Source organism: Chryseobacterium sp. POL2, assembly GCF_011058315.1.
Lineage (GTDB): Bacteria > Bacteroidota > Bacteroidia > Flavobacteriales > Weeksellaceae > Soonwooa.
Window position 1 is genome coordinate 3,091,290 of the sequence record NZ_CP049298.1, and the last position, 25,736, is coordinate 3,117,025.

The following is a 25,736-nucleotide window of genomic DNA, read 5'->3' on the forward strand; positions in this document are numbered from 1 at the left end:
TGCATCTCTAAAAACATAAATCCAAATATCATTTATTAACTTAAAGTTGGAATAAAAACTAATAACCTAATTTTATCTACAGTTAATCGAATGTCCAGAGGCTGCCTTACGCAGTCTCTTTTTTATATTGATTAATTCAGACTTTAAGGGTTTTTTGTTTGGTTTAGTTTTTCTAAATTTGTTAAAAAGTATTCTATGAAAGTATTACCATCAAATTTCCAAAAAGTCGTGCTGATTTCTTTAAGCATATTCGCTATTTCTTGCGGCAAAAAAGAAGAAAAAGCAGAAACCACAACTTTGATTGAAGAACCACAGGCACCAGTTGAAAAATTAACACCTTTAGAAGAAGGAAAATCTTTGGTGGAAGGTGCGGATTGTCTTGCTTGCCACAAAATCAATGAAAAATTAATTGGGCCTTCTTATGAAGAAGTCGCGGCAAAGTATGAAAATACACCAGAAAATATTGAATTGTTGGCTGATAGAATTATTAAAGGAAGTTCAGGCGTTTGGGGAAATATTCCAATGGCAGCGCACAGTGGACTGAGTCAAGAAAATGCAAAATTGATGGCAGCTTATGTTCTTAGTTTAAAGAAATAAGCATCAATGTCCGAAGAAAAATCCAGTCTACATCCTCGTAATCTACATCGTAATTCTTATGATTTCGATGTCTTAATTCGTGAAATTCCAGAACTGAAACACTTTGTTTTTAGAAATAAATATGACAACCTAAGTATTAATTTTAGTTTACCCAAAGCGGTTAAATTGCTTAATAAAGCGTTGTTGAAACATTATTACAGGATAGAAAATTGGAATATTCCAGAGGCTAATCTTTGTCCTCCAATTCCTGGGCGTGCCGACTATGTCCATTATATTGCCGATCTTTTAGCTGAAAGTTTTGGTGACATTCCCAAAGGAAATTCGGTTGTAGGATTAGACATTGGTGTAGGTGCTAATCTTGTCTATCCTTTGCTCGCAAATCGCTCTTATGGATGGCAGATGTTGGGTTCGGATATTAGTGAAAAATCTTTGAAAAATGCTGAACAGATTTTAGAGTTTAATCCAGATTTAAAAAATTTTATTAAACTAAAACATCAACCCAATTCAGATTTTATTTTTAAAAATATTATTGAACCCAATGACAAAATTGTCTTTACGATGTGCAATCCACCTTTCCACGATTCGCAGGAAGCGGCTGTAAAAGGCAATATCAGAAAAAATAAAAATCTCCGACATGCCAAAATTAAAACTGCTCACTTTAACTTTGGAGGACAAGATTCCGAGCTTTGGTGCGAAGGTGGCGAAATCGAATTTGTTTCAAAAATGATTCATGAAAGTCAAGAATTTTCGAAGCAAGTGTTGTGGTTTACATGTTTGGTTTCCAAAAAAGATAATTTGTCTCAACTTTTAAAATTAATTTCGGAGAAAAAAGCTTTAGAAGTTAAAATTATTGATATGGCACAAGGTCAAAAAATAAGTCGAATTCTGGCTTGGAGTTTTGTACCGTTAGCTGAACATAAAAATTATCAGGTTTAATTTAACTAAATTCTGAAATAATTGGTTGACCATCTGTTTAAAAATCACTAATTTTGCACGTTATTTTTAATAAACAATCATGCAATTATCTGAACAGGAAATTATCCGTCGCCAGAAGTTAGAAGAACTTGGCAAAATGGGGATTAATGCATTCCCAGCAAACGAATACACAATTACTGATACTACAGAATCTATAAAACAGGATTTTGCAGAAGGTAAACAGGTGAAGATTGCAGGTCGATTAATGTCCAGAAGAATCCAAGGGAAAGCTTCTTTTGCAGAATTGCAGGATTCTACAGGCCGTATTCAGGTGTATTTTAACCGCGACGAAATTTGTCCTGGTGATGATAAAGATTTGTACAACGAAGTTTACAAAAAACTTTTAGACATCGGTGATATTATCGGTATCGAAGGCTATTTGTTTAAAACTCAAGTGGGCGAAATGACAGTGAATGTGAAGAATTTTACACTGTTAGCAAAATCACTTCGTCCGCTTCCGTTACCAAAAGTTGATGCTGATGGAAATGTGCACGATGGTTTTACAGATCCAGAAATGCGTTACAGACAACGTTATGCCGATTTGGTTGTGAATCCTCATGTGAAGGAAATTTTTGTAAAAAGAACAAAATTGTTCAACGCGATGCGAACTTTCTTCAATGACGCTGGATATTTCGAGGTAGAAACGCCAATCTTACAATCAATTCCTGGTGGAGCGGCAGCAAGACCGTTTATCACGCATCATAACGCTTTGGATATTCCCTTATATATGAGAATTGCCAATGAATTGTATCTGAAAAGATTAATTGTTGGTGGTTTTGACGGCGTTTATGAATTTTCTAAAAACTTCAGAAATGAAGGAATGGACAGAACACATAATCCCGAGTTTACCGTAATGGAGATTTATGTAGCTTACAAAGACTACAACTGGATGATGGATTTCACCGAGAAATTATTGGAATTCTGTGCAATTCAGGTAAATGGAACATCAAATGCAAAATTTGGAGACCAGGAAATAAGTTTCAAAGCTCCTTTTGCAAGAGTTTCAATGACGGAAGCGATTCAGAAATTCACAGGATTTGATATAACCGGAAAAACGGAAGAAGAATTGTTCAATTTCGCAAAATCTATTGGTATTGAAGTGAATGAAACCATGGGTAAAGGAAAATTAATTGATGAAATTTTCGGTGAAAAATGCGAAGGAAACTTCATTCAGCCGACTTTCATTACAGATTATCCTGTAGAAATGTCGCCGCTTACAAAAAAACACAGAAGCCAAGAAGGTCTTACAGAGCGTTTCGAATTAATGATTTGTGGAAAAGAAATCGCCAACGCCTATTCGGAATTGAACGATCCAATCGACCAAAGAGAGCGTTTTGAAGAGCAAATGAAATTATCTGAAAAAGGTGATGATGAAGCGATGTTCATCGATCAAGACTTCCTAAGAGCTTTGGAATATGGTATGCCGCCAACTTCAGGTTTAGGAATCGGAATGGATCGATTAATTATGTTTTTAACCAACAATCCTTCTATTCAAGAAGTTCTTTTCTTCCCTCAAATGAAACCAGAAAAAGCTGTTCCAACTGTAGAATTGGGAGATGATGAAAAATTAATCATGGAAATCTTAAAGTCCGGTGAAACAATGCCTTTGAATGAGGTGAAAGAGCAAACCAAATTCTCTGGAAAAAAATGGGACAAAGCTTCTAAAACTTTAACCAAAAATAATCTGGTAAAAGTGGAAAAAATAGATGAGGTTTTATTAATGAAACTGGCTTAAAATTCCATTCAAAATATAATGTAAAAACGAACTTCGGTTCGTTTTTTTTTGTATAACACGAAACAATGTTTCTCAAAATTACGATTATAAATACATCAACTTTTATTTTACTTCAAAAATCTAAAATAGCTTAGCGAAAAAAAGTATGAAAACTCGTGTTTAAAAATTTTCGGTTTCTTCAAAAAATCTTAACTTTCCGTTTTAATTTGATCGTATGACAGACTATAGAATAGAAAGTGATTTATTAGGAGAATTACAAGTCCCAGCCAAGGCTTATTATGGTGTGCAAACCCAAAGAGCTATTGAGAATTTTAAAATTTCTGGACAGACTTTATCACAATTTCCTGAGTTTATCAAAGCTTTAGGTTATGTGAAAAAAGGCGCAGCTAGAACCAATTATGAGCTAGGATTGTTAGAGGAAGAATTGTATCAACACATCGTAAAAGCTTGTGACGAAATTATAGCTGGAAAATTCGATGATCAATTTCCAATCGATATGATACAAGGTGGCGCAGGAACTTCTGTTAATATGAACATTAATGAAGTTATTGCCAATCGTGTTTTGGAGATGATGGGGAAAGAGCGTGGCGATTATCAGTTCTGTTCGCCGAACGATCATATTAACTTGTCACAATCTACGAATGATGCCTATCCAACTGCGATTAAAATTGCATTGTATAACATGAATGCTGTTTTGGTAAAAAAATTAATCAAAACCATTGAAGCATTCAGAGCAAAAGGTCACGAGTTCCACGATGTTATCAAAATGGGAAGAACCCAATTGCAGGATGCCGTGCCAATGACTTTAGGACAAGAGTTCGAAGCTTATGCCGCAAATCTTGAAGAAGATATTTCTAAACTAAATAACAATGCACTTCTTTTTGTTGAAATTAATATGGGCGCAACTGCGATTGGCACAGGACTTAATGCGCCACCAATGTATGCGAAACGTTGTGCGCTTAACCTAGCGGAGCTTACAGGAATGCCAATTGTAACGGCGCCTAACTTGGTGGAAGCAACACCCGATACAGGTTCTTACGTGATTTATTCTTCTGCCATGAAACGTTTGGCGGTTAAATTGTCCAAGATTTGTAATGATTTACGTTTATTAGCCTCAGGCCCAAGAGCTGGCTTTTTTGAGATAAATTTACCACCTATGCAACCAGGTTCGTCTATTATGCCAGGAAAGGTAAATCCCGTAATTCCAGAAGTGGTTAACCAAGTTTGTTATAAAGTCATCGGAAACGATTTGACAGTGACTTTCGCAGCAGAAGCAGGACAGTTACAGCTTAACGTGATGGAGCCTGTACTTTGCCACGCCATTATGGAAAGCAACAATTTTATGAGCAATGCTTTAGATACACTTCGCGAAAAATGTATCATTGGTATTACAGCTAATAAAGAAGTTTGTCTTAATATGGTAAAAAATAGCATCGGAATTGTAACAGCGCTTAACCCTTATATTGGTTACAAAAACTCAACTAAAATAGCTAAAGAAGCTTTAGAAACTGGAAAAAGCGTTTACGATTTGGTATTAGAACATCAGATTTTAACACAAGAAAAATTAGACGCCATTCTTGATCCTGCCGCTATGCTAAAACCTCATAATCTGATATAATGTCGAAACTGAAAAAGCTATTAAAAGCTTCTCAAAATATTATTAAAGAACCAAGTTTACTCAATCATGTTTTAAACGAAAACCTTGTGCGAGAACAAGATCATGGTCAAAAATATCCAAACCTAAAAACACTTCCACAATTGTCCTTTCATGAATTGTTGGGGCAAAATTTAGATTTGGAGGTTGATTTATTTGTCTTAGATGGTGGTTCTTTACCAACGGATATCGCCTTGCTAAAAGCTTTATCACAAAATAAAAAATCTTATTTCGAGATCGGAACTTGGCGTGGCGAAAGCGTTTGGAATGTTGCAAAACATATCGATGATTGCTATACTCTTAATTTATCAAAACAGGAAATGCTGGATTTCAGATGGAATCCTAGATATGCAGAATTGCACGGAATTTTGTCCAAGAAAAATCCTAGCATCAAACATCTTGAATCCAATACCAAAACTTTTGATTTTAAAGCTTTAAATAAAAAATTTGATCTGGTTTTTATCGATGGCGATCATTCTTATGAAATGGTAAAACACGATACAGAAAAGGTTTTTCAGAATTTGTTGCATGACGAATCTGTGGTGGTTTGGCACGACTATGCTTTCAATCCAGAGAAAGTTCGTTACGAAGTTTTCAAGGCTATTTTGGATGCTGTTCCTTCCGAGCTTCACAAGCATCTCTACCATGTCGAAAATACGATGTGCGCTATTTTTGTGAAAGGCGATTTCAAAACCAAAGTTTTCGAAAGTCCAAAAACGCCAGATAACTTGTTTCAGATTTCAATTAAGCAAAACTCATTTTAAATCAATAGAATTTGAAATTCTTAATCATTATTCCCGCGCACAACGAAGAAGCTTGTGTTTTACAATGTTTGGAGTCTTTGGCTCAGCAAAGTTTTCAAGATTTTCGTTGTGTTGTGGTTAATGATGGCTCTACCGATACTACCCAAAAAATAGTTGAAAACTTCGTTGAAGTCCATTCTAATTTTACGTTAAAAAATCTTGAAAAATCAACGCATCAACCTGGCGCAAAAGTCGTCAGAACTTTTGAAAAAGGCTTATCAGACGAAGTTCTTTATGATATAGATGTGATTTGTAAATACGACGCCGATATTATTTTTCCACCCGATTATCTTCTCCGAATTAACCAAGGTTTTGAAGCAAATCCTAAACTCGGGATGTTAAGTGGATTGGTCTATATTCAGGATGAAAAAGGAGATTGGATATTCGAGAATTTGTCATCCAAAGATCATGTGCGTGGTCCGATAAAAGCTTATCGCAAGCAATGTTTCCGTGATATGGACGGACTTCGTGCCGTTTTGGGATGGGACAATATCGATGTGATGTTGGCGCAAAAAGAAGGTTGGGAAGTTGCGACGATTAAAGATCTTTGGGTCAAACATTTGCGCCCCACAGCTTATAAATATAAAAAACAAAAAGCCGAAAAGTTGGGAGAATATTTTTATAATATTGGTCTGGATATTCCTTTGGCAATGATTTCTTCGGCAAAATCCGCGATGAAATCCAAAAGTTTCTCAGAGTTTTTTATTACGATGCGCGCTTATTTTAGACAAAATTCTGAACATATTTTGACGCGTGACGAAATGCAATATATTCAAAAATTACGTTGGCAAATGATGTTTAAGAAGTATTTAAAATCCTAAAATCATGCGAAAAATAGCTTACGTCGAGTTGGATACCCACGCAGAAATTGCACATAATTTTTATAAACTTTTTAAAGATTCCAAGCTTTTTGAAGTTGATTTTTTTTTGTCAGAAAAAGTTTACAAGATTATCGATATCAAATCAGAGAATGTCAAAATTTCAGAATCCAGTATTATCCATAATCAACTTGCCAAAGCGAGTTATGATCTGGTCATTGTTGGAACGGCGCATCGCTATTTCAATACTTTTTTGGCAATAGCTTCTAAATTTCCCATGGCGATTATTTGTCACAATCTTAATTTTTCTAAAGCGAATAAAACGCAGTTGTTACAATCTGTCTTTAAAAAAGATTGGAAGTTTCGCATAAAACTTTTGTTGAAGGAAAGCTTGTTGTCATCACCCTATTTATACAAAAAAAATAAACTTTTGGTACTTGATGAACATTTTAAAAATGAAAAATTTGAATTTCTAAATCTCTTTTATAATCAGTTTAAAACGGAAAAAAATAACACTGATCAATTGTGCATTGTAGTTCCTGGCGCGGCTTCGCAGGAAAGGAGAGATTATCAACATATTTTTTCAAACCTAAAAAATCTTAATGAACATTCGGCTGCAATTAATTTGGTTCTGCTCGGAAAAGCGAATAAAACTATCAAAAATGAAATTGAAGTTTTAAAACATAATATTCCGAGTCACATTAATATTGTGTATTTCCAGGAAAAAGTTTCGCAAAGCGATTTCGATTTCTGGATGCAAAAAGCCGATGTTTTGTGGTGTCCAATTCAAAAAGAAACCGAATTTTTGGGCATTCAAGAATTCTATGGAATTAGCAAAATGACTGGAAATATCGGTGATGCGATTAAGTATGGAAAATTTGCGGTTTTTCCGAAATCCTATGTTTCGAATTTAGAATTTATTGTTAACGAAGAAGACAATGTTTGGATACAATTTCAAAAACTTAAACAACAAGATTCAGAGGCATTTTCTGTGTTTTCAAAAGAACATATTTTAGAAAAAGCAGAACAAACATTATTAAATTTAATACCATGAAAAATCTATATATTTTTTTACTTTTATTATTTTATGTTTCGATAAATGCACAAGTTTTTAAGAAAATTTCCAATTCGAAAATCGATGCAGAACGTTTAGAATTGGCTAAAGAATTTAGTGCTTTATTTTTTGCAAAATGTGAGAAACAGGATTATACTGAGTTTAAAGATTATAAAATGTCAGTAACGCTTGCAAAAAAATTGACAGAAGATAATATTAAAAAAACGTGTGAAAGTACAAGTAGAAGTTCTGGCAAAATTACAATATCTGATTTGAAAACGGTGTACGATTTTAAATATACAAGAATCTACGATCCGATAGATTATTTTGTTTTTAATATTTTGACAGAGAATCCGAATTCTAATTACAAATATGCAATTGTGTCTATTTATCATGATCAGAACATCATTGACGGTGTATATCTTAGCGATAGATTGCCAAGCGAAAAGAAAAAGAAATAGCTTTCGCCAAGACTTAGGAAAGCCATAAAAAAATCCCTAATTTTGTTGTCCGAAATTTGGATACGACATGGATTATTTGAAAGGATTGAATGAGTCACAATACGAGGCAGTTACAACATTACAAGGGCCACTCATGGTTTTAGCGGGCGCAGGTTCTGGTAAAACAAGAGTTCTTACGATGCGTATCGCCCATTTGATAACTAATAATGTCGATCCGTTCAATATTTTAGCATTAACATTTACCAACAAAGCGGCACGCGAAATGAAAGAGCGTATCGCAAAAGTCGTTGGTGAAAGCGATGCAAAATCTCTTTGGATGGGAACTTTTCACTCGGTGTTTGCACGTTTGTTGAGAAGCGAAGCACATTATTTGGGTTTTCCTTCCAACTTTACAATTTACGACACGCAAGACAGCCTTAATGTTCTGAAAAAAGTTCTTAAAGAAATGAACATCGATTCTGATGTTTATAAACCAAAGAAAGTGCAAGGACGTATTTCTCAGTACAAAAATAATTTGATAACAGTTAATGCTTATTTTAATAATCCAGAACTAATCGAAGCTGACGAACGAGCGAACATGAAAGCTATGGGCGAAATCTACCGAAAATATGTAGACACTTGTTTCCGTTCTGGCGCCATGGATTTTGATGATTTGCTATTGAGAACTAACGAATTGTTGACGCGTTTTCCAGAAGTTTTAGCAAAATATCAAGATCGTTTTCGATACATTTTGGTGGATGAGTACCAAGATACCAACCATTCTCAATATTTGATTGTTAAAGCTTTGGCTTCAAAATTTGAAAATATTTGCGTTGTTGGTGACGATGCCCAATCGATTTACTCTTTTCGTGGCGCCAATATTTATAATATCCTTAATTTTAAAAAAGATTATCCGGACGCACACACTGTATCTTTGGAGCAGAATTACCGTTCGACACAAAATATTGTAAACGCGGCTAATGTTGTTATTTCTAAAAACTTACAACAGTTCAAAAAAAATGTATTCAGCGAAAATGAAGAAGGCGAAAAAATAAAAATCTACCGAAGTCTTTCGGATGCGGACGAAGCCAACTTTGTGGCAGCCAATATCTGGGAAATTAGAAATCGTGAGCAAAGAAAATTTGAGGATTTCGCAATTCTATATCGTACCAATTCCCAAACTAGAGCCTTTGAAGATGCGCTGAGAAAGAAAAATATCCCATACCGTGTGTATGGCGGTTTGTCGTTTTATCAAAGGAAAGAGGTTAAAGATTTTATTGCATATCTACGCCTTTTGGTTAACGAAAATGATGCAGAAGCACTTCTTAGAATTATAAATTTTCCAGCGAGAGGCATAGGTGATACGACACAAAATAAATTAATTGTTTTTGCGGATCAAAATAATATTTCATTAGCAGAAGTTCTTAATAATATTGGATTTTATTCCCCAAGATTAGGTTTAAATAATGGAGTTCTTAATAAATTAGGAGAGTTTTGGGCGATGATAAAAGCTTTCCAAGTGATGTTGAAACAAGATAACGTTTATAATGTCGCGATGGAGGTTTCCAAACGAAGCGGTCTTATCAAACTTCTTAAAGACGACCAAACGCCAGAAGGTATTTCTCGTGTGGAAAACGTTCAGGAATTACTAAACTCCATGCAAGGATTTTTAGAAGAACAACAACAATTGGAAGATGGAGATCCAAGCTTATCAAATTTCTTAGAAAATATCGCGCTTTCTTCGGATACACAACAGAATAATGACGACGAAGATATGGTGTCGCTGATGACGATTCACCTTTCCAAAGGTTTGGAATTTCCAGTCGTGCATTTGGTAGGTTTAGAAGAAAATCTTTTCCCGAGCTTTATGAGCAGTTCTTCTCGCGAAGAATTGGAAGAGGAGCGGCGTTTGTTTTACGTGGCTTTAACGAGAGCGGAGAAACAAGCTTTCTTTACCTACGCTGTGTCGCGTTTCCAATGGGGAAAAATTACAGATGCCGAGCCGTCGCGTTTTCTTAGCGAAATCGATTCAGAATATTTAGAATTTATTAATCCAGCTTTGGAACGTCGCACGATCAATCATTCTGGGCTCAATTCTTCCATATTCGATGATGCGCCGCCAGTAGATGGACCTTTCTTCAAAAAGAAAGAAGCAAAAAAAACAATAAGTACGGCACCACAAGAAAAATTGGTTCCTAAAAATCTTAAACCTGTGGCCAGTGCCAAAATTATAAATCCTTCGGGACAATCTTCGCAAGATATAGAAGTTGGAGACCGCGTACGACATGACCGTTTTGGAATTGGAGAAGTTATGTTTTTGGACGGGACAGATCCGCAAAATATCAAAGCCAAAGTCCATTTTGCTAACGAAGGAGAGAAAAATTTAATATTAAAATTCGCAAAACTAACGAAGATTTAATTCTTATATTGCAATATGATTAAAGCTAAAAATATTCATAAATCTTATGGAAATCTAGAAGTGCTTCGTGGTGTTGATATCCATATCAAACCAGGCGAAGTAGTCTCCATTGTTGGAGAATCTGGCGCTGGAAAATCTACACTTCTTCAGATCTTAGGAACATTGGACACGCCAACAACACCTACTAAATTTGGAACATTGTTGGAGCTAAATGGCAATTCGTTTTTGAATATAAAAGATAGAGAATTATCAAAATTTCGAAATCAAAATATAGGATTTGTATTTCAGTTTCACCAATTGCTTCCAGAATTTACAGCTTTAGAAAATGTGTTAATTCCTGCAAGAATAGCTAATGCAAATTTGAAAGAAGCTACGGAAAAAGCTTTTTCAATTTTTGAAGATCTCAATATCGAAGGACGTATGCACCACAAGCCAAGTCAACTGTCTGGTGGAGAAGCGCAGCGTGTTGCCGTGGCGCGAGCATTGATTAATTCGCCGAAAATCATCTATGCAGATGAGCCAACGGGGAATTTGGATTCCAAAAATGCAGACGACTTACACCAGTTATTTTTTGATTTGAGAGATAAGTACAAACAAACTTTTGTCATTGTAACGCACAATACAATTTTGGCAGAAAGTACCGATAGAAAATTGGTGATGAAGGATGGGTTGATTGTTTAACTAAAACTAAAATCGTGAGTATAAAATTCTTGGCTGAAGATGACCGTCCACGCGAAAAATTTTTACTGAAAGGTAGAAATGCATTGTCGGATTCGGAGTTGCTTGCTATTATTATGGGAAGTGGCAACCGTGAGGAATCAGCAGTAGAATTGGCACGACGAATTTTAGAATCTGTTAGTAACAATTGGCATCAGCTAAGTCTTTTGAGCATTCAGGATTTAATGAAGTTCAAAGGGATAGGCGAAGCCAAAGCCATTTCTATTGCGACGGCTTTGGAAATCGGAAATCGAAAAGCTTTGCAAGAAGTTCCCGAGAAAATTCAGATTGGTTCTAGCAAAGATGCTTACAAAGTTTTAAAAGTTTTTTTGTCCGAACTTCGTCATGAGGAATTTTGGGTCTTATTTCTTAATCAGAGTAATAAAATTGTTCATAAAACCTGTTTGTCACAAGGCGGAATTGCCCAAGCCGTCGTGGATGTTAGGATTCTGTTTCGCATGGCATTGGACCATTTTGCCACAGGAATTATCGTGGCACACAACCATCCATCGGGAAGTTTAAAACCAAGTGCTGAGGATATTCGCATTACCAAAGACATCAAAGAAGCAGGTAAATTGCTTAAAATAGAATTATTAGATCATTTGATAGTTTCGCAACAAAGCTATTTTAGTTTTGCGGACGAAAATATGTTGTAAACATGATTAGAAAAGTAAAATATCAAGATATTGATTTTGATAAATATATAAATTGTTTGGATAATTCGGCTCAATGTAAAAGCTATGCATATCCGCATTATCTCGATATTGTTGCTGGCAAAGGTAATTGGGAACTTCTTGTAAAAGACGATTACGAAGCCGTTTTGCCAGTGCCATTACAGAAAAAATTCGGGCTTAAATATGTCATTCTGCCAAAGCTCTGTCAGCAATTAGGCGTTTTTTCTAAAGTAGATGATGACAAACTGAATCAACATTTTTTTGAAGTTCTGAATGCCAAATACGCTGTTTGGTATTATGCTTTTAATGATGCTAACCAAATTAATTTAGATTTAAAAAATCGAAATAATTTTCTTATTCCTGTTGGAAATTATGAGGAAATTCGACAAAAATATTCTCCAAAAAGAAAACGTAAACTGCGATTAGACCAAGAAGTTTTAGATAATTCTGAACGGATTTTGGTGAATAATTTTTCGGAGGTTAAAAGTTTTATCCGTAACAATAGTGCTGGAGTAGAAGGTCAAGATTTGGAAGATTTTATCAATGTTTTTGAAGCATTTTTTAACCAAAACTACCTTAAAGTTTTTGGCTTCAAATACCATCATAAATGGATTAACATGATTGCAATGTATGAAGATGATGTCAACGCAATTTTGTTAGGAACCTTTAATGACAAAGCTTTTGTAAAACTCAGTGGAGCTTGCGTCTTGATAGATGATGCGATTAAAAATTATGTTGGAAGCCGTGTTTTTGATTTTGAAGGTAGCGACCTTCCGAATGTTGAAGAGTTTTTCCGCGGATATCGCCCAGAATTGCGACCTTACAAAAGTTTTGAAAACCCCAAGTCCAAAGTTATTTTAAAAGCGACAACAAAAATATTTTCCTAAAGAAGTGTTAAGCTTTTGTAACAACAATTACTTTTATTAAATATTTTAGTAAAAAGAAGCATAATTATTATTAATTTTGCAACCTCATTTAAAATAGAAATGTTCGACTCAGATTATTTACCTTATGCCTTTGCAATCCTTATTGCTGTACCGTTTTTGTTTTTTGCAAGACAGTTTGTATATGGTTTTTTAAATCTTAAAAAGAAGGAGTTACTGCTACTTTCGGGGAAATCGAACAACACTATCAAGCTACAAGCTAACGAAAGAATGACTTTGTTTTTGGAACGCCTCAAGCCTTCTAACTTTGTCATGAAATTCGATAAAGACTTGGCAGTTCATGAATTTTTATTTTTGGTGCAAAAGACGATTAATGAGGAATTTGAGTACAACTCGTCCCAACAATTGTATATTACCAAAACCTCTTGGAACAACATTGTAACTTCAAAAAATAATGTTATTCAGCTTTTGCATACAACTTATGAAAAGCTAAGTGAAAATTCTTCTTTGGAGGATTTCAAAACCGTATTGCTGATGAACTATGTAAATGCTGAGGATTATATCAGCGATAGTATCGAAGGCTTACGAAACGATGTTAATAAATTAGTTTAAAGATAAATAGTTTTATAAAATTATGATTCCAAATTTTAAATCGCATCCATGGCACGGGATTTCTGCAGGACCGGATGCGCCAAATGTAGTAACGGTTTTTGTAGAAATCGTACCTTCTGATACAATCAAATACGAAGTAGATAAAGTAACAGGTTTTCTTAAAGTTGACCGTCCTCAAAAATTTTCCAACATTATTCCAGCGGTTTATGGTTTTGTACCAAGAACTTATTGCGACGAAGAAGTTAAAAAATTGGCAATCGAAAGAGGTTCTACCGATGTAGCAGAAGGCGACCACGATCCATTGGATATTTTGGTTCTTAGCTCGCACAATATTCACTCAGGTGGTCTTTTGATGGATGCTATCCCAATCGGAGGATTCAAAATGATTGACAAAGGTGAGGCGGACGACAAAATTATTTCGGTATTGGTTGATGATCAAGTCTATGGACATATTCGTGATATTTCTGAACTTCCAAAAGCTGAAGTTTCAAGACTACAACACTATTTTTTAACTTACAAAAACTTACCTTTCGAACCTGCAAATTGTAGAATCGATGAGATCTACGGAGCGGATCACGCGAAAGAAGTTATTGTAGCTTCTCAAAAAGATTATGCTAAAAACTACGGCGGGTAATAGCTAAGTAGATTTTAAAGATGATATAAAACAGGCGATTTCGTCTGTTTTTTTTGTTTTAATGAAATTGTTATTTTTATTTTATTATTTAATATTTTTTATATATTTATCAAACCAATCACAATTTTAATATTAAAACAATAAACTATGGATTTATTTTATTTGGTTCCTCTATTTGGAGTAGTCGCCTTATTGTATACTTTTATCCAAAGCAATTGGGTTAGTCGGCAACCTACAGGAAATGACAGAATGAAAGAAATTAGCGGCTATATCGCTGATGGCGCAATGGCATTTCTTTTTGCTGAATACAAAGTCTTAACTTATTTTGTTATCATCGTCGCATTATTACTTGGTTTCATGGGCTTTTCTAATGCCAGTTCGCATTGGTCAATCGGTTTGTCATTTGTTATCGGAGCCGTGTTGAGTGCTTTGGCAGGATTTATCGGAATGAAAATCGCTACCAAAGCCAATGTCAGAACAGCCGAAGCGGCAAAGACAAGTTTGTCAAAAGCTCTGAAGGTTTCGTTTACAGGAGGCTCTGTTATGGGAATGGGGGTAGCAGGTTTGGCAGTTTTAGGTTTGGGATCTTTGTATCTTATTATTAAACAACTTATTGCGCCTAATGCTTCCGTTGATTCTCAAGAGATGGAACGCGCGATTGAAGTGCTAACAGGTTTTTCTCTCGGTGCCGAATCTATAGCTTTGTTCGCGCGTGTTGGTGGAGGTATCTATACAAAAGCGGCGGATGTTGGAGCTGATCTTGTTGGAAAAGTGGAAGCAGGTATTCCCGAAGATGATCCGCGTAATCCAGCAACTATTGCGGATAATGTGGGTGATAATGTTGGTGACGTTGCTGGTATGGGTGCTGACCTTTTTGGTTCTTATGTTGCAACCGTTTTGGCGACAATGGTTTTGGGAAGAGAAACAATATCTGTTGATCAGTTCGGTGGTTTTGCACCAATTCTTTTACCAATGCTTATTGCTGGGCTAGGGATTATTTTTTCAATTATAGGCACTTTCTTTGTTAAAGTTAGTGATACTGTTGCACTAAGTACAGCAAAAGTGCAAAATGCGCTCAACTTAGGAAACTGGGGAAGTATTGTTATTACGGCGATTGCTTGTTATTTTTTAGTTCAATATATTTTACCAGAAAAAATGCTTCTTCGCGGATTTGAATTTACACGAAATGGCGTTTATGGTGCAATTATCGTTGGCTTAGTAGTCGGTACTTTGATGAGTATCATAACCGAATATTATACAGCGATGGGCAAGCGTCCTGTTAAAAGTATTGTAAGACAATCGAGTACTGGGCATGCAACCAATATTATTGGTGGTATCTCTGTTGGTATGGAATCTACGATGCTTCCAATTATTGTATTGGCAGGAGGAATTTATGGTTCTTATTTGTGTGCTGGTCTTTACGGTGTTGCGATTGCTGCAGCTGGGATGATGGCAACAACGGCGATGCAACTTGCGATTGATGCCTTTGGTCCCATTGCAGATAACGCAGGCGGAATTGCAGAAATGAGCGAACTTCCTAGTGAAGTTCGTGAGAAAACAGATATTTTGGATGCTGTTGGTAATACGACTGCAGCAACGGGCAAGGGATTTGCAATTGCTTCAGCAGCTTTAACGGCTTTGGCTTTGTTTGCTGCTTTTGTTGGTATTGCAGGAATCGATGGGATTGATATTTATCGAGCAGATGTTTTAGCAGGTTTGTTTATTGGTGCCATGATTCCGTTTATATTTTCATCTTTGGCCATCACGGCTGTGGGAAAAGCAGCAATGGCAATGGTAGAGGAAGTACGAAGACAATTTCGAGAGATTCCAGGTATTTTGGAAGGTAAAGCAAAACCAGAATATGAAAAATGTGTAGCCATTTCTACAGATGCTTCGATTCGTAAAATGATGCCGCCTGGCGCTATTGCTATTTTGTCGCCATTAATTATTGGTTTTAGCTTTGGTCCTGAAGTTTTAGGTGGTTTTCTAGCTGGCGCTACGGTGAGTGGCGTACTTTTGGGAATGTTCCAAAATAATGCTGGAGGCGCTTGGGATAATGCAAAAAAGTCCTTTGAAAAAGGTGTGGAAGTTAATGGAGAAATACATTATAAAGGTTCAGATTTGCATAAAGCTTCGGTGACGGGCGATACAGTTGGCGATCCTTTCAAAGACACATCTGGTCCATCTATGAATATTTTAATTAAACTCATGTCGATTGTTTCTCTTGTTATAGCACCTTCTTTGGCAACGATGTACCACGATCAAATTATTGAAGAACGTTTAGAAAAAATAGAACATCTTAATGCAAAAATAATGTTAGGATCTAATCATTCAACTATAGCGGAAGAGTCTATAATTGTTGGAAATCTTACTCCTGATGGTGATTTTGTTTATGAACTTGGTGATCTTGAAAAAGTAAAATTAAATTCGGGAGAAGAAATTAACTTAGGAAACAAAAGTCAACTTTGGAACATGTATCAAGGTGTAAAAAAGAAGGAGGAAAGTTTACTTGATGATAAGCGTTGGTTTACGATTGAAAATTTATATTTCGAATCTGGGAAAAGTAATTTAAAATCTGGTTCGGAACTTCAATTGAATAATCTAATTGCAATTATGAAAGATGTTCCAAGTATTAAAGTTAAACTTGGTGGTTACACAGATAACACAGGGAATCCAGAATCCAATAAAACATTGTCTTTGGAACGTGCGAACGCCGCAAAACAAAAAATGCTAGATGCAGGAATTGCAACAGATAGAGTAGAAACGGAAGGTTACGGCTCCGAATTTCCAATTTGTCCAACCAATGACACTGCAGAATGTAAAGCCAAGAATAGAAGAATTGATGTCCGAGTGACAACATTATAGTAAGTAGTTTTGGAATGAGAAAGTCGGCCACTGCTGGCTTTCTTTATTTCTACTAAAACTCGGATAAAGATTTTAAAATTCAAATTTATTCCTTATTTTTGAGCAATGGAAAATTTCGTTGTTTCTGCTAGAAAATACCGTCCACAAGAGTTTGACACAGTTGTTGGTCAATCGCATATCACAGATACGCTAGAGCACGCTATTGAAGAAAATCAATTGGCGCAAGCATTGTTGTTTTGTGGACCGCGTGGTGTTGGTAAAACGACCTGCGCTAGAATTCTGGCAAGAAAAATTAACGAAAAATCTGGCGCTAACGATGATGATGGCTTTGCACTTAATATTTATGAGTTAGATGCTGCTTCCAATAACTCGGTTGATGATATTCGAGATTTAACCGATCAAGTAAGGTTTGCACCACAAGTTGGGAAATATAAGGTTTACATCATCGATGAGGTTCACATGTTGTCAACTGCGGCTTTCAATGCTTTTCTTAAAACTTTGGAAGAACCGCCTGCTCATGCGATTTTCATTTTAGCAACAACAGAGAAACATAAGATTATCCCGACCATTTTGTCGCGTTGTCAGATTTATGATTTCAAAAGAATTACGATAGAGGATATCCAAGATCATCTTAGGAAAATTGCTGACAAAGAAGGCATTGCTTACGAAGATGATGCGCTGTATATGGTTGCCCAAAAAGCCGATGGCGCCTTGCGTGATGCCTTATCGATTTTTGATAGATTGTCAACTTTTTCTCAGAAAAATATCACTTTAGAGAAAGCTGCTGAAGTTCTTAATATTTTAGATTACGATCAATATCTTAATATCGTAGATTTTGCGAAAGACAATAAAATTCCAGAAGTATTAACCGCTTTTGATACCATTGTTAAAAAAGGTTTTGATCCACATGTTTTCATTGCTGGATTAGGAAGTCATTTTCGGGATTTGATGATGTCACAAAATCCTCAAACTTTAGCATTAATTGAAGTTGGAGAAAAGACGAAACAAAAATTCTTCGATCAAAGTCAAAAATGGTCAGCCCAACAGTTAATAGATGCAATTGAGATTTGTAATTTCGCAGATATCAATTACAAAAATTCCAAAAATCCACGTTTGACAGTTGAGATTGCATTGATGCAACTTTCTAGTCTTACAGCAGGATTAGAAGCTAAAAAAAAAAGTTCTTAATATTAGCACCTCTTCTACAAGCTAATTTAAAAACATCTCCCAATTCCAATGCGTCAGTTCCTCAAAATAAAAGCGAGGTTGAGGTAAAAAAATCGGTACCAAATTTTCCAGAAGCACCACCAAAAGTTGAGAAATCAGCAAAGCCTTTGGCGCAACAAGCGCGATCGTCAGAATTTAGTATCAATGCTTTTCTAAATAAAAAAGAAGAATCGACTGAACTTTTTGCCCCTATTGAAGAGGATTTACCAAATGAGCATTTTTCACAAGCTGATTTAGAACGCGAATGGAAAGGTTTTTTGTTGAAATTGTCAAAGTTGGATTCAGTGGCTTATAATGCAATAAACAATTTTAAACTTACCAAAATCAACGAATCACAAATCGAAGTTTTGTATTCTTCTTCGACAGCAAAAGCTGAATTTGACAAAGTTGCGGGAGAATTTGTTAATCATTTCAAACACAAAATTAAAAACTTCTCGATTCGCTTGAGTTTTAAAGAAGACAAAAGCATCGTTCAAGAAGTGATGACCAAGAAAAAACTTTTCGAAAAATTCTCTGAGATTAATCCTGTACTTAAAGATCTTAATGATTTGATGCGGTTTGATTTGTCTTAATCCTAAGATTTTTAATTTTTTGCCTTTGAAAAAAATAATAATATTTTGTTGTAATTTGTCATAAAGTCATATATTTGTTCTGTATTTCTACCGAATTGTAGAAAAATTATTAATCAAACTAGCTGAAAAGCCTTTGTCAAAAGGACTTATTAATGGAAGCGACAAAATTTCCATATTTCTTTACTTTAGAATCTGCCTTTATTTTTGGTGGATTGTTTAGCTATTTTGAAACTTATTATAGAAATTTTAAAAGTTATTACCGATATTATTGGTATAGCTAACTAAATTTCTTTTTCAAAAAATAAACGGAATATTCATGTTCCGTGTCACATTTAAGATTTTTTTAAACAACATTTTTTGCTAAAGAATTATAAATTTTGATTTATAACAGATAGACTATTGTATTATTACTCATAAAAAGGAACGATATAAAATGAACTTAAACGACTTAGAAAATAATTGGATAACAGGTTTTGAAAAACCAATGATTATTGCAGGGCCATGTTCTGCAGAAAGCGAAAGTCAAATGCTAGAAACAGCGAAAAGACTTAAAGAAAGCGATGCTGACGTTTCAGTTTTCCGTGCGGGAATTTGGAAACCTCGCACAAAACCGAATGGCTTTGAAGGTGTCGGCGTTATTGGACTGAACTGGTTGAAAAAGGTTAAGCAAGAATATGGTTTCAAAACCGCTACGGAAGTTGCTAATGCACACCATGTTTTTGCCGCGCTAGAAGCAGATGTTGATGTTTTGTGGATTGGTGCGCGCTCAACGGTTAATCCATTCACAGTTCAGGAAATCGCGCAAGCACTTCGTGGAACAGACAAACCTGTTTTGGTGAAAAACCCAGTTAATCCAGATTTGGCATTATGGATTGGTGCGCTAGAACGACTTTTGGGTCAAGATGTTAAAAATTTGGGTGTTATTCATCGGGGTTTTTCGACTTATCAAAAAACAAAATACCGCAACATTCCGAATTGGCAAATAGCTTTAGATTTTAAACATCAATTCCCAAATATCCCAATGTTTATCGACCCTTCGCATATTTGTGGAAATAGAACTGGGCTTGCCAGCGTAACGCAGGAAGCTTTTAATGTAGGTTACGAAGGTGCAATTATTGAAAGCCATTGTAATCCTGATGAAGCTTGGAGTGATGCTGCGCAACAGATTACGCCAGAAGTTCTAGCACAAATGATTAATGATATTCAGATTCGTAGGTCGGACATTTCTGGTTACGAAGACGAAATGGGGAAATACAGAACTCTAATCAGTGATTTGGATTTTCAACTCATTGAATTGTTGTCGCAACGTATGAAAATTTCTGAAAAAATCGGAACATTAAAAAAAGAGAATAATATCGCTATTTTCCAGCCAGAGCGGTGGAAGATTATTGCTGAATATGCTGCGCAAAAAGCCAATGAATCTAGTATGAGCCAGGATTTTATTGAAAAAATATTCAAAGCCATTCACGAAGAATCAATCGAGGTTCAAAACAATATAATGATCAACAGATAGTTTTTGATAGCTCAAAATCACAAAACTTCACTTCTACAAATTGAGCTTTGCGAGAGCAATTATAAATTGTTAGCTTTGTCTCCATTGTAACAGTGAAGTTTTTTATTAAAAATTAATGCAAGGAATCGTTATCAAATCTACCGGAAGTTGGTATCAGGTTTTAGAAGAATCTGAAAAAAAAATCTATGAAGCACGTATCAGAGGAAAATTCAAACTGATCAAAACCAGATTGACAAATCCTTTGGCAGTGGGCGATTCGGTGGAGTTTACTTTGGAGCAAGATGATATTGCATGGATAACCAAAATTTTTCCACGAAAGAATTATATCATTCGAAAATCGGTTAACCTTTCCAAAGAAGCACACATAATCGCTTCGAATATGGATTTGGCTTGCATTATTTTCACATTGAAACATCCAGAGACTTCTTTGGGTTTTCTAGACCGATTTTTGGTGTGTTGTGAAGCTTATGATATAAAACCATTAATTTTATTTAATAAAGTCGATGTTCTCTCAGATGATGATTTTGAATTATTAAACACCATTAAATTCATTTATGATGACATTGGCTACGACAGCCTTGAGATTTCATCGTACACAAAACACAATTTAGAAACTTTACAAGATATAATCAAAGACAAAATTTCTTTATTTTTTGGGCATTCGGGAAGTGGAAAGTCAACTTTGGTAAATGCCTTGCAGCCCAATCTTAATCTCAAAACGGGAGAAATTTCTGATGTGCATCTCAAAGGAAAACATACCACAACTTTTGCACAAATGCATTTTTGGGAATTTGGTGGCGCAGTGATTGATACGCCAGGCGTCCGTGAGTTTGCTTTGATTGATGTTGAGAAAGAGGAAATACAACATTATTTTCCTGAAATTTTTAAAACAGGACAACATTGTAAATTTCACAACTGTCTTCATCTCAATGAGCCAAAATGCGCCGTTCTGGAAGCAATAGAAGAAGGAAAGATTGAACAGAATCGTTATTTTAACTATGTTAAATTAATGGATGAGGCGGAAGAGCAACAATTAAAATAATGTAATGTTCATCTAAGTATATAAAGGTTTCAAGAGTTTTTTGAAACCTTTTTTATGTTTATATATTAAATAATCGAATTTTTAAAAATAAAAAAACCCAGCCGAGGCTGGGTAAAAACTAATAACCATGAAAACTCAAATTAAACATGAGAATCGTAATAATTACTAGCAAACTGTGTGCCAAAAATTATCATCATCTCTTATTGAGAAATTCAGTAGCAAATATATATAAAAAATTGTAAATTTGCATAGAATTAATTTAAAAAATCAATGTCAGGAAAAATTACTTTCACCATGATAAAACCAGATGCGGTTGCAGATGGACATATTGGTGCTATTTTAGGGAAAATCGCAGAAGCTGGATTCAAGTTTAAAGCGCTAAAACTTACACAACTTACCGTAGCAGATGCTAAAAAGTTTTATGAAGTTCACGCAGAAAGACCTTTCTATGGAGAGTTAGTAGAATTTATGTCTTCGGGACCAATCGTTGCGGCGGTTTTGGAAAAAGATAATGCTGTTGAAGATTTCCGCACATTAATTGGTGCTACTAATCCTGCAGATGCTGCAGAAGGTACTATTAGAAAAATGTTTGCAAGAAGTGTTGGCGAAAATGCTGTACACGGTTCAGATTCTGATGAGAATGCGCTTATCGAAGCTCAGTTCCATTTTTCTGGAAGAGAAATTTTCTAAGTAATAGATTGAAAAATTAAAGCGACATCTTTTGGATGTCGCTTTTTTATTGGTTGAATTTTAATAAACTTTAAAGTTTTAAAAGTTCAATTGTTTTAGCAGGATTTTCGGATGCAAAAACTGCATTTCCAGCCACCAAGACATCCGCGCCAGCTTCGAATAATTTTGAGGCATTATCAAGATTAACGCCACCATCCACTTGTATCAAAGCTGTAGAATTGTTGTCCAGGATTAAGTTTTTGGTTTCTTTAACTTTCTTGTAGGTGTTTTCAATAAATTTTTGTCCGCCAAATCCAGGATTTACACTCATTAATAAAACCAAATCAACCTCTTTAATAATATCTTCCAATAACATAACTGGCGTTGCCGGATTAAGGACAACACCTGCTTTTGCACCCCGATCTTGGATTTGATTAATAACGCGGTGAAGATGGGTGCAGGCTTCGAAATGTACTGAAACCAAATCGGCGCCCATATTGATAAATTCGTCAACATATTTTTCTGGCTCGACGATCATTAAATGGACATCTACGAATTTTTTTGCGTGTTCCTGAATGGTTTTCATCACTGGAAATCCGAAGGAAATATTGGGGACAAATCTTCCGTCCATCACATCAACATGCAACCAATCGGCTTGACTTTCGTTGAGCATAGTAATGTCGCGTTGTAGATTTCCAAAATCTGCAGATAATAGGGAAGGTGCGATTAATTTATTTTTCATTTTTACTAATTGTTTTACTTTTATTTTCGATTTTCTGTAGAGGATTAATGATATTTTAATTTCATATTTGGTTTAATTTTCAAAAGGCATTCGTAAATCAATTGAATAACATTGTAAACATCTTCTTTAGAAACCATCTCAACCGTCGTGTGCATATAGCGTAAAGGCAAGGATATTAAAGCACTTGGCACGCCGCCATTGGAATGTGCAAAAGCGTCCGTGTCGGTTCCTGTCGCACGACTTGCTGCGGCTCGTTGGAAAGGTATTTTTTTATTTTTTGCAGTATCGATAATTAGTTCACGAATGTTGTGATGAACGCTTGGTGCAAAGAAAACAACAGGGCCGTCACCGCATTTCTGCTCGCCTTCTTTTTTCTTTTCAATCATGGGTGTGGTGGTGTCGTGGGTAACATCGGTAACAATAGCGATATTTGGTTTGATGGTGTCTGCAATCATTTTTGCGCCATAAAGACCAACTTCTTCTTGCACAGAGTTTGTAATGTACAACCCGAAAGGAAGTGTTTTTTTATTCTCTTTTAAAAGTCGTGCAACTTCTGCAATCATAAAACCTCCAATGCGGTTATCCAACGCTCGACAAACAAAATAACGGTCGTTTAATTCAAAAAATTCGTCGGGATAAGTTATCATGCAGCCTACAAAAATGCCTAAGTCTTCAACTTCTTGTTTGGTTGTTGCACCGCAATCGATAAAGATGTTTTCAATTTTGGGAGTGGGTTCATTTTGATTGGTTCTTGTATGAATTGCTGGCCAACCGAAAACACCTTTAATAATACCTTTTTCTCCATGGATATTAACCACTTTTGAAGGAGCTATTGTTTGGTCTGATCCTCCATTTCTAATGACGTAGATTAACCCATCATCGGTAATGTAATTAACATACCAACTGATTTCATCCGCATGGGCTTCTATAACGACTTTGAATTCTGCTTCTGGATTAATAATACCATAGGCGGTACCATAATGATCGAATTCTATTTTGTCAACGTAATTCTTAATATAATTAGTCCAGAGCTTTTGTCCAGCATGTTCGTAACCTGTTGGTGAAGCAGTATTAAGGTATTCTTCTAAAAATTTCAAGGATTTTTTTTCAAACTTCATAATAGGAATGATTTTTGATAATAGTCAAGTTTCAAATGTGAGGTAAAAGTAATGAAATTTTATAAGTTATTTTTGGTTTTAAGCATCTTTGTAGGGTCTTATGTGGTAGCGCAAAATGAAACGGAAGTTATGCAAGTTCCTAAAGCGCTGAGCGAAATGCCAAGAGATAAACTAAAAAAAGATGAATTCGGAAATTGGTATTATTATGACGAAGTTCAAAAAGCGAAAATCTATGATATCAATGGAGAACAAGTGGTGGTAATGGATGAGCTTTTGATTCGAGCAAATCCCAAATTTAATAATCAACTGGATCGTAATTTTTATTTCTTTTTAAATAAGAAGTTAAATCGTGTATATCCGCTTTTTTTACATGCGCTAGAGCAATACAGAGGTCTGGACGATGAAACCAAATCTATGGATGACAGAGCGAAAACGAAATACATAAAAAAACGGCAAGAAGAATTAGCGAATGAATACGAAAAACAATTGCGCGATTTGACGACAACAGAAGGGCAAGTTTTTGCAAAATTGATGAACCGTGCCACTGGGAAAACCGTGTACGAAATAATTAAAGAACTGCGCGGTGGATGGAGTGCTTTTTGGTGGAATGTAAAAGGTAATATGGCAGATGTAAGTCTTAAAACGCCTTATAATCCGCACAAATCAAGAGAAGATTTTTTTGTAGAAAGCCTTCTTATTAGTAATTGGAATTATGGTTATCTGAAACCTTATCCAGGTTATCAAGATTTTAAAGTACAAAAATAAATTTATAGATACTCTTGTTTTAATTTTTCAAAAACAATATTGTCGATTGGTAGTGGGAATGGGTTTTCTTTCGTTAAGGGAATCCATTCTGCTGTTTCGATACAAGGGTCGATGATGAGCATATCTTCTTCGTTTTTGATTTCACAAAGATAATAAATGGTCAAAAGCTGCTCGTTCTCACGAAACCTCGATACTAAAAACTCTTCTTGGGTATAAAAATGTTTTACAACGTCTATCTCAACATTTAGTTCTTCGGAAAACTCACGCTTTAGACATGCGATAACGCTTTCTCCATATTCTAATCCTCCGCCGGGAAGTTTGGTTAAAAATTCGCCAGCGTATTCTTCATGGAGGCTTAGTACAGCCTGATTTTTTATACAGATCCCGTAAACTCTAATGTTTATTTTGTCAATCATAGTTTGCTTTTGGTTCAATAAATATAAGCTTTTAATTTGAAAAAAAAATCTAGGAAAGCTTTATCGCGTTGAGCATTTCTCGTTTTCCAGGAGGACCAGCTAATTTTTGAACCTCAAAATTAAGTTCTTGCAAACATCGTCTGACACTGCCTTTGGAAGAATATGTTGTGAGTAAGCCATTAATTCTCATTTTGTCAGCAACGATTTCGAATAAATCTTTTTCCCACAAGTCGGGTTGGACTTTAGCGCCGAAACAATCAAAATATACCAAATCTATTGGAGGTAATTCCAGGTTTTTAATATCAAAAAAATCAGCTTTTATTTTTGTTAAATAGAAATTTGGTGTGATTTCAATCATTTCATTCCAAGCGGCAGCATGTATTTTCTTTTCTAATAATGCTATTTCTGGATTTTTAAAATGCTTAGCATAACTTAGGACTTCAATTTCGGATTCATTAACAGGATATTTCTCAATTCCAAAATAGTGAATTATATGATTTTTGTCATTTTTCAATAATTCATTAATTGTTACTAAAAGATTAAGACCTGTCCCTAAACCTAGTTCTAAAATATTAATTTGATAATTATTTATTTTTATGAATCCATTATTAATAAATACATGTTCGGCTTCTTGTAAGGCACCGTATTGAGAATGGTAGCTTTCATTTAAGTTATTGATATATAGTGTTTTGCTTCCGTCTTTAGTCGTAATTATTTCTCTATTTATCATCTTTTTTTTCAAATATAAACTTATTTTTTGAGATTAAAAAAATTATTATATATTTGTAAGA

General features: G+C 35.1%; 25 protein-coding genes. 21 read left to right on the forward strand and 4 right to left on the reverse strand.

Going from position 1 to position 25,736, the window contains the following annotated elements; translation table 11 throughout:
- Positions 1-195 precede the first annotated feature (195 nt).
- The 20 genes from G6R40_RS14315 to G6R40_RS14410 all read left to right on the forward strand — a co-directional run bounded on the left by G6R40_RS14315 (position 196) and on the right by G6R40_RS14410 (position 21,925).
- Positions 196-597: a c-type cytochrome gene (locus G6R40_RS14315; protein ID WP_165137045.1), complete on the forward strand. Its 402-nt coding sequence runs from the start codon at positions 196-198 to the stop codon at positions 595-597.
- Between the two features lie 6 nt (positions 598-603).
- Positions 604-1,533, forward strand: a complete 930-nt coding sequence (gene rlmF / locus G6R40_RS14320; protein ID WP_165137048.1) for a 23S rRNA (adenine(1618)-N(6))-methyltransferase RlmF — start codon at positions 604-606, stop codon at positions 1,531-1,533.
- A gap of 79 nt (positions 1,534-1,612) precedes the next feature.
- Entirely contained in the window at positions 1,613-3,307 is a 1,695-nt protein-coding gene (gene lysS / locus G6R40_RS14325) for a lysine--tRNA ligase (protein ID WP_165137051.1), read from the forward strand.
- A 214-nt stretch (positions 3,308-3,521) separates the two neighbouring features.
- Positions 3,522-4,925 carry an aspartate ammonia-lyase gene (aspA, locus tag G6R40_RS14330; protein ID WP_165137054.1) on the forward strand — a complete coding sequence of 468 codons (1,404 nt, stop codon included), beginning with the start codon at positions 3,522-3,524 and terminating at the stop codon, positions 4,923-4,925.
- On the forward strand, positions 4,925-5,725 hold the full coding sequence (locus G6R40_RS14335) for a class I SAM-dependent methyltransferase (protein ID WP_165137057.1): 801 nt from the start codon (positions 4,925-4,927) through the stop codon (positions 5,723-5,725). Before aspA ends, G6R40_RS14335 begins: the two co-directional genes overlap by 1 nt.
- 11 nt (positions 5,726-5,736) lie before the next feature.
- A complete protein-coding gene (locus G6R40_RS14340) occupies positions 5,737-6,585 on the forward strand; it encodes a glycosyltransferase (protein ID WP_165137060.1) in 849 nt (282 codons plus the stop codon).
- Between the two features lie 4 nt (positions 6,586-6,589).
- Positions 6,590-7,636: a hypothetical protein gene (locus tag G6R40_RS14345; RefSeq protein WP_165137063.1), complete on the forward strand. Its 1,047-nt coding sequence runs from the start codon at positions 6,590-6,592 to the stop codon at positions 7,634-7,636.
- Complete coding sequence (locus G6R40_RS14350; protein ID WP_165137066.1) at positions 7,633-8,097, forward strand: hypothetical protein; 465 nt, start codon at positions 7,633-7,635, stop codon at positions 8,095-8,097. The genes G6R40_RS14345 and G6R40_RS14350 overlap by 4 nt, the downstream gene beginning before the upstream one ends.
- A gap of 67 nt (positions 8,098-8,164) precedes the next feature.
- Complete coding sequence (locus G6R40_RS14355; RefSeq protein WP_165137069.1) at positions 8,165-10,495, forward strand: ATP-dependent helicase; 2,331 nt, start codon at positions 8,165-8,167, stop codon at positions 10,493-10,495.
- Positions 10,496-10,510: 15 nt separating this feature from the next.
- On the forward strand, positions 10,511-11,176 hold the full coding sequence (locus G6R40_RS14360) for an ABC transporter ATP-binding protein (protein WP_165137072.1): 666 nt from the start codon (positions 10,511-10,513) through the stop codon (positions 11,174-11,176).
- A gap of 14 nt (positions 11,177-11,190) precedes the next feature.
- A complete protein-coding gene (radC, locus tag G6R40_RS14365; RefSeq protein WP_165137075.1) occupies positions 11,191-11,868 on the forward strand; it encodes a RadC family protein in 678 nt (225 codons plus the stop codon).
- A gap of 2 nt (positions 11,869-11,870) precedes the next feature.
- Positions 11,871-12,773, forward strand: a complete 903-nt coding sequence (locus G6R40_RS14370) for a hypothetical protein (RefSeq protein ID WP_165137078.1) — start codon at positions 11,871-11,873, stop codon at positions 12,771-12,773.
- A 99-nt stretch (positions 12,774-12,872) separates the two neighbouring features.
- Positions 12,873-13,382 carry a hypothetical protein gene (locus G6R40_RS14375; RefSeq protein ID WP_165137096.1) on the forward strand — a complete coding sequence of 170 codons (510 nt, stop codon included), beginning with the start codon at positions 12,873-12,875 and terminating at the stop codon, positions 13,380-13,382.
- Between the two features lie 22 nt (positions 13,383-13,404).
- Entirely contained in the window at positions 13,405-14,016 is a 612-nt protein-coding gene (locus G6R40_RS14380; protein WP_165137099.1) for an inorganic pyrophosphatase, read from the forward strand.
- A 147-nt stretch (positions 14,017-14,163) separates the two neighbouring features.
- Positions 14,164-16,881 (forward strand): sodium-translocating pyrophosphatase, encoded by a 2,718-nt coding sequence (locus G6R40_RS14385; protein WP_165137102.1) that lies wholly within the window; start codon positions 14,164-14,166, stop codon positions 16,879-16,881.
- Between the two features lie 105 nt (positions 16,882-16,986).
- Entirely contained in the window at positions 16,987-18,069 is a 1,083-nt protein-coding gene (gene dnaX / locus G6R40_RS14390; RefSeq protein ID WP_165137105.1) for a DNA polymerase III subunit gamma/tau, read from the forward strand.
- 146 nt (positions 18,070-18,215) lie between these two features.
- On the forward strand, positions 18,216-18,680 hold the full coding sequence (locus G6R40_RS14395; RefSeq protein ID WP_165137108.1) for a hypothetical protein: 465 nt from the start codon (positions 18,216-18,218) through the stop codon (positions 18,678-18,680).
- Positions 18,681-19,113: 433 nt separating this feature from the next.
- The gene (locus tag G6R40_RS14400; protein WP_165137111.1) at positions 19,114-20,193 is read left to right on the forward strand and encodes a chorismate mutase; all 1,080 of its coding nucleotides are present in this window, start codon (positions 19,114-19,116) and stop codon (positions 20,191-20,193) included.
- Positions 20,194-20,308: 115 nt separating this feature from the next.
- Positions 20,309-21,235 (forward strand): ribosome small subunit-dependent GTPase A, encoded by a 927-nt coding sequence (gene rsgA / locus G6R40_RS14405; RefSeq protein ID WP_165137114.1) that lies wholly within the window; start codon positions 20,309-20,311, stop codon positions 21,233-21,235.
- A 270-nt stretch (positions 21,236-21,505) separates the two neighbouring features.
- Positions 21,506-21,925 (forward strand): nucleoside-diphosphate kinase, encoded by a 420-nt coding sequence (locus tag G6R40_RS14410; protein ID WP_165137117.1) that lies wholly within the window; start codon positions 21,506-21,508, stop codon positions 21,923-21,925.
- 70 nt (positions 21,926-21,995) lie between these two features.
- On the opposite strand, the gene rpe is transcribed toward G6R40_RS14410, so the two are convergent.
- Together rpe and G6R40_RS14420 are read right to left on the reverse strand one after the other, a co-directional pair.
- Positions 21,996-22,646, reverse strand: coding sequence for a ribulose-phosphate 3-epimerase (gene rpe / locus G6R40_RS14415; protein WP_165137120.1), 651 nt, complete (start codon positions 22,644-22,646; stop codon positions 21,996-21,998).
- 44 nt (positions 22,647-22,690) lie between these two features.
- A complete protein-coding gene (locus tag G6R40_RS14420; RefSeq protein ID WP_165137123.1) occupies positions 22,691-23,764 on the reverse strand; it encodes a M42 family metallopeptidase in 1,074 nt (357 codons plus the stop codon).
- 51 nt (positions 23,765-23,815) lie between these two features.
- On the opposite strand from G6R40_RS14420, the gene G6R40_RS14425 reads away from it, so the two are divergent.
- The gene (locus G6R40_RS14425) at positions 23,816-24,529 is read left to right on the forward strand and encodes a DUF4294 domain-containing protein (protein ID WP_165137126.1); all 714 of its coding nucleotides are present in this window, start codon (positions 23,816-23,818) and stop codon (positions 24,527-24,529) included.
- Between the two features lie 2 nt (positions 24,530-24,531).
- Here G6R40_RS14425 and G6R40_RS14430 read toward each other — a convergent pair whose 3' ends face one another.
- Both G6R40_RS14430 and mnmD read right to left on the reverse strand, forming a co-directional pair.
- On the reverse strand, positions 24,532-24,945 hold the full coding sequence (locus tag G6R40_RS14430) for an NUDIX domain-containing protein (protein WP_165137129.1): 414 nt from the start codon (positions 24,943-24,945) through the stop codon (positions 24,532-24,534).
- Positions 24,946-24,994: 49 nt separating this feature from the next.
- On the reverse strand, positions 24,995-25,675 hold the full coding sequence (gene mnmD / locus G6R40_RS14435) for a tRNA (5-methylaminomethyl-2-thiouridine)(34)-methyltransferase MnmD (RefSeq protein WP_185670493.1): 681 nt from the start codon (positions 25,673-25,675) through the stop codon (positions 24,995-24,997).
- Positions 25,676-25,736 lie beyond the last annotated feature (61 nt).

What these genes read in the sequence shown, in the direction of transcription:
- G6R40_RS14345 (WP_165137063.1), top strand. Translation starts at nt 6,590, where the DNA reads ATGCGAAAAATAGCTTACGTCGAGTTGGATACCCACGCAGAAATTGCA.
- G6R40_RS14360 (WP_165137072.1), top strand. Translation starts at nt 10,511, where the DNA reads ATGATTAAAGCTAAAAATATTCATAAATCTTATGGAAATCTAGAAGTG.
- G6R40_RS14350 (WP_165137066.1), top strand. Translation starts at nt 7,633, where the DNA reads ATGAAAAATCTATATATTTTTTTACTTTTATTATTTTATGTTTCGATA.
- G6R40_RS14380 (WP_165137099.1), top strand. Translation starts at nt 13,405, where the DNA reads ATGATTCCAAATTTTAAATCGCATCCATGGCACGGGATTTCTGCAGGA.
- dnaX (WP_165137105.1), top strand. Translation starts at nt 16,987, where the DNA reads ATGGAAAATTTCGTTGTTTCTGCTAGAAAATACCGTCCACAAGAGTTT.
- rpe (WP_165137120.1), bottom strand. Translation starts at nt 22,646, where the DNA reads ATGAAAAATAAATTAATCGCACCTTCCCTATTATCTGCAGATTTTGGA.
- G6R40_RS14425 (WP_165137126.1), top strand. Translation starts at nt 23,816, where the DNA reads ATGAAATTTTATAAGTTATTTTTGGTTTTAAGCATCTTTGTAGGGTCT.
- G6R40_RS14410 (WP_165137117.1), top strand. Translation starts at nt 21,506, where the DNA reads ATGTCAGGAAAAATTACTTTCACCATGATAAAACCAGATGCGGTTGCA.
- G6R40_RS14355 (WP_165137069.1), top strand. Translation starts at nt 8,165, where the DNA reads ATGGATTATTTGAAAGGATTGAATGAGTCACAATACGAGGCAGTTACA.
- G6R40_RS14420 (WP_165137123.1), bottom strand. Translation starts at nt 23,764, where the DNA reads ATGAAGTTTGAAAAAAAATCCTTGAAATTTTTAGAAGAATACCTTAAT.
- G6R40_RS14375 (WP_165137096.1), top strand. Translation starts at nt 12,873, where the DNA reads ATGTTCGACTCAGATTATTTACCTTATGCCTTTGCAATCCTTATTGCT.
- rsgA (WP_165137114.1), top strand. Translation starts at nt 20,309, where the DNA reads ATGCAAGGAATCGTTATCAAATCTACCGGAAGTTGGTATCAGGTTTTA.
- G6R40_RS14315 (WP_165137045.1), top strand. Translation starts at nt 196, where the DNA reads ATGAAAGTATTACCATCAAATTTCCAAAAAGTCGTGCTGATTTCTTTA.
- G6R40_RS14400 (WP_165137111.1), top strand. Translation starts at nt 19,114, where the DNA reads ATGAACTTAAACGACTTAGAAAATAATTGGATAACAGGTTTTGAAAAA.
- rlmF (WP_165137048.1), top strand. Translation starts at nt 604, where the DNA reads ATGTCCGAAGAAAAATCCAGTCTACATCCTCGTAATCTACATCGTAAT.
- aspA (WP_165137054.1), top strand. Translation starts at nt 3,522, where the DNA reads ATGACAGACTATAGAATAGAAAGTGATTTATTAGGAGAATTACAAGTC.
- G6R40_RS14385 (WP_165137102.1), top strand. Translation starts at nt 14,164, where the DNA reads ATGGATTTATTTTATTTGGTTCCTCTATTTGGAGTAGTCGCCTTATTG.
- G6R40_RS14430 (WP_165137129.1), bottom strand. Translation starts at nt 24,945, where the DNA reads ATGATTGACAAAATAAACATTAGAGTTTACGGGATCTGTATAAAAAAT.
- G6R40_RS14370 (WP_165137078.1), top strand. Translation starts at nt 11,871, where the DNA reads ATGATTAGAAAAGTAAAATATCAAGATATTGATTTTGATAAATATATA.
- G6R40_RS14335 (WP_165137057.1), top strand. Translation starts at nt 4,925, where the DNA reads ATGTCGAAACTGAAAAAGCTATTAAAAGCTTCTCAAAATATTATTAAA.
- lysS (WP_165137051.1), top strand. Translation starts at nt 1,613, where the DNA reads ATGCAATTATCTGAACAGGAAATTATCCGTCGCCAGAAGTTAGAAGAA.
- mnmD (WP_185670493.1), bottom strand. Translation starts at nt 25,675, where the DNA reads ATGATAAATAGAGAAATAATTACGACTAAAGACGGAAGCAAAACACTA.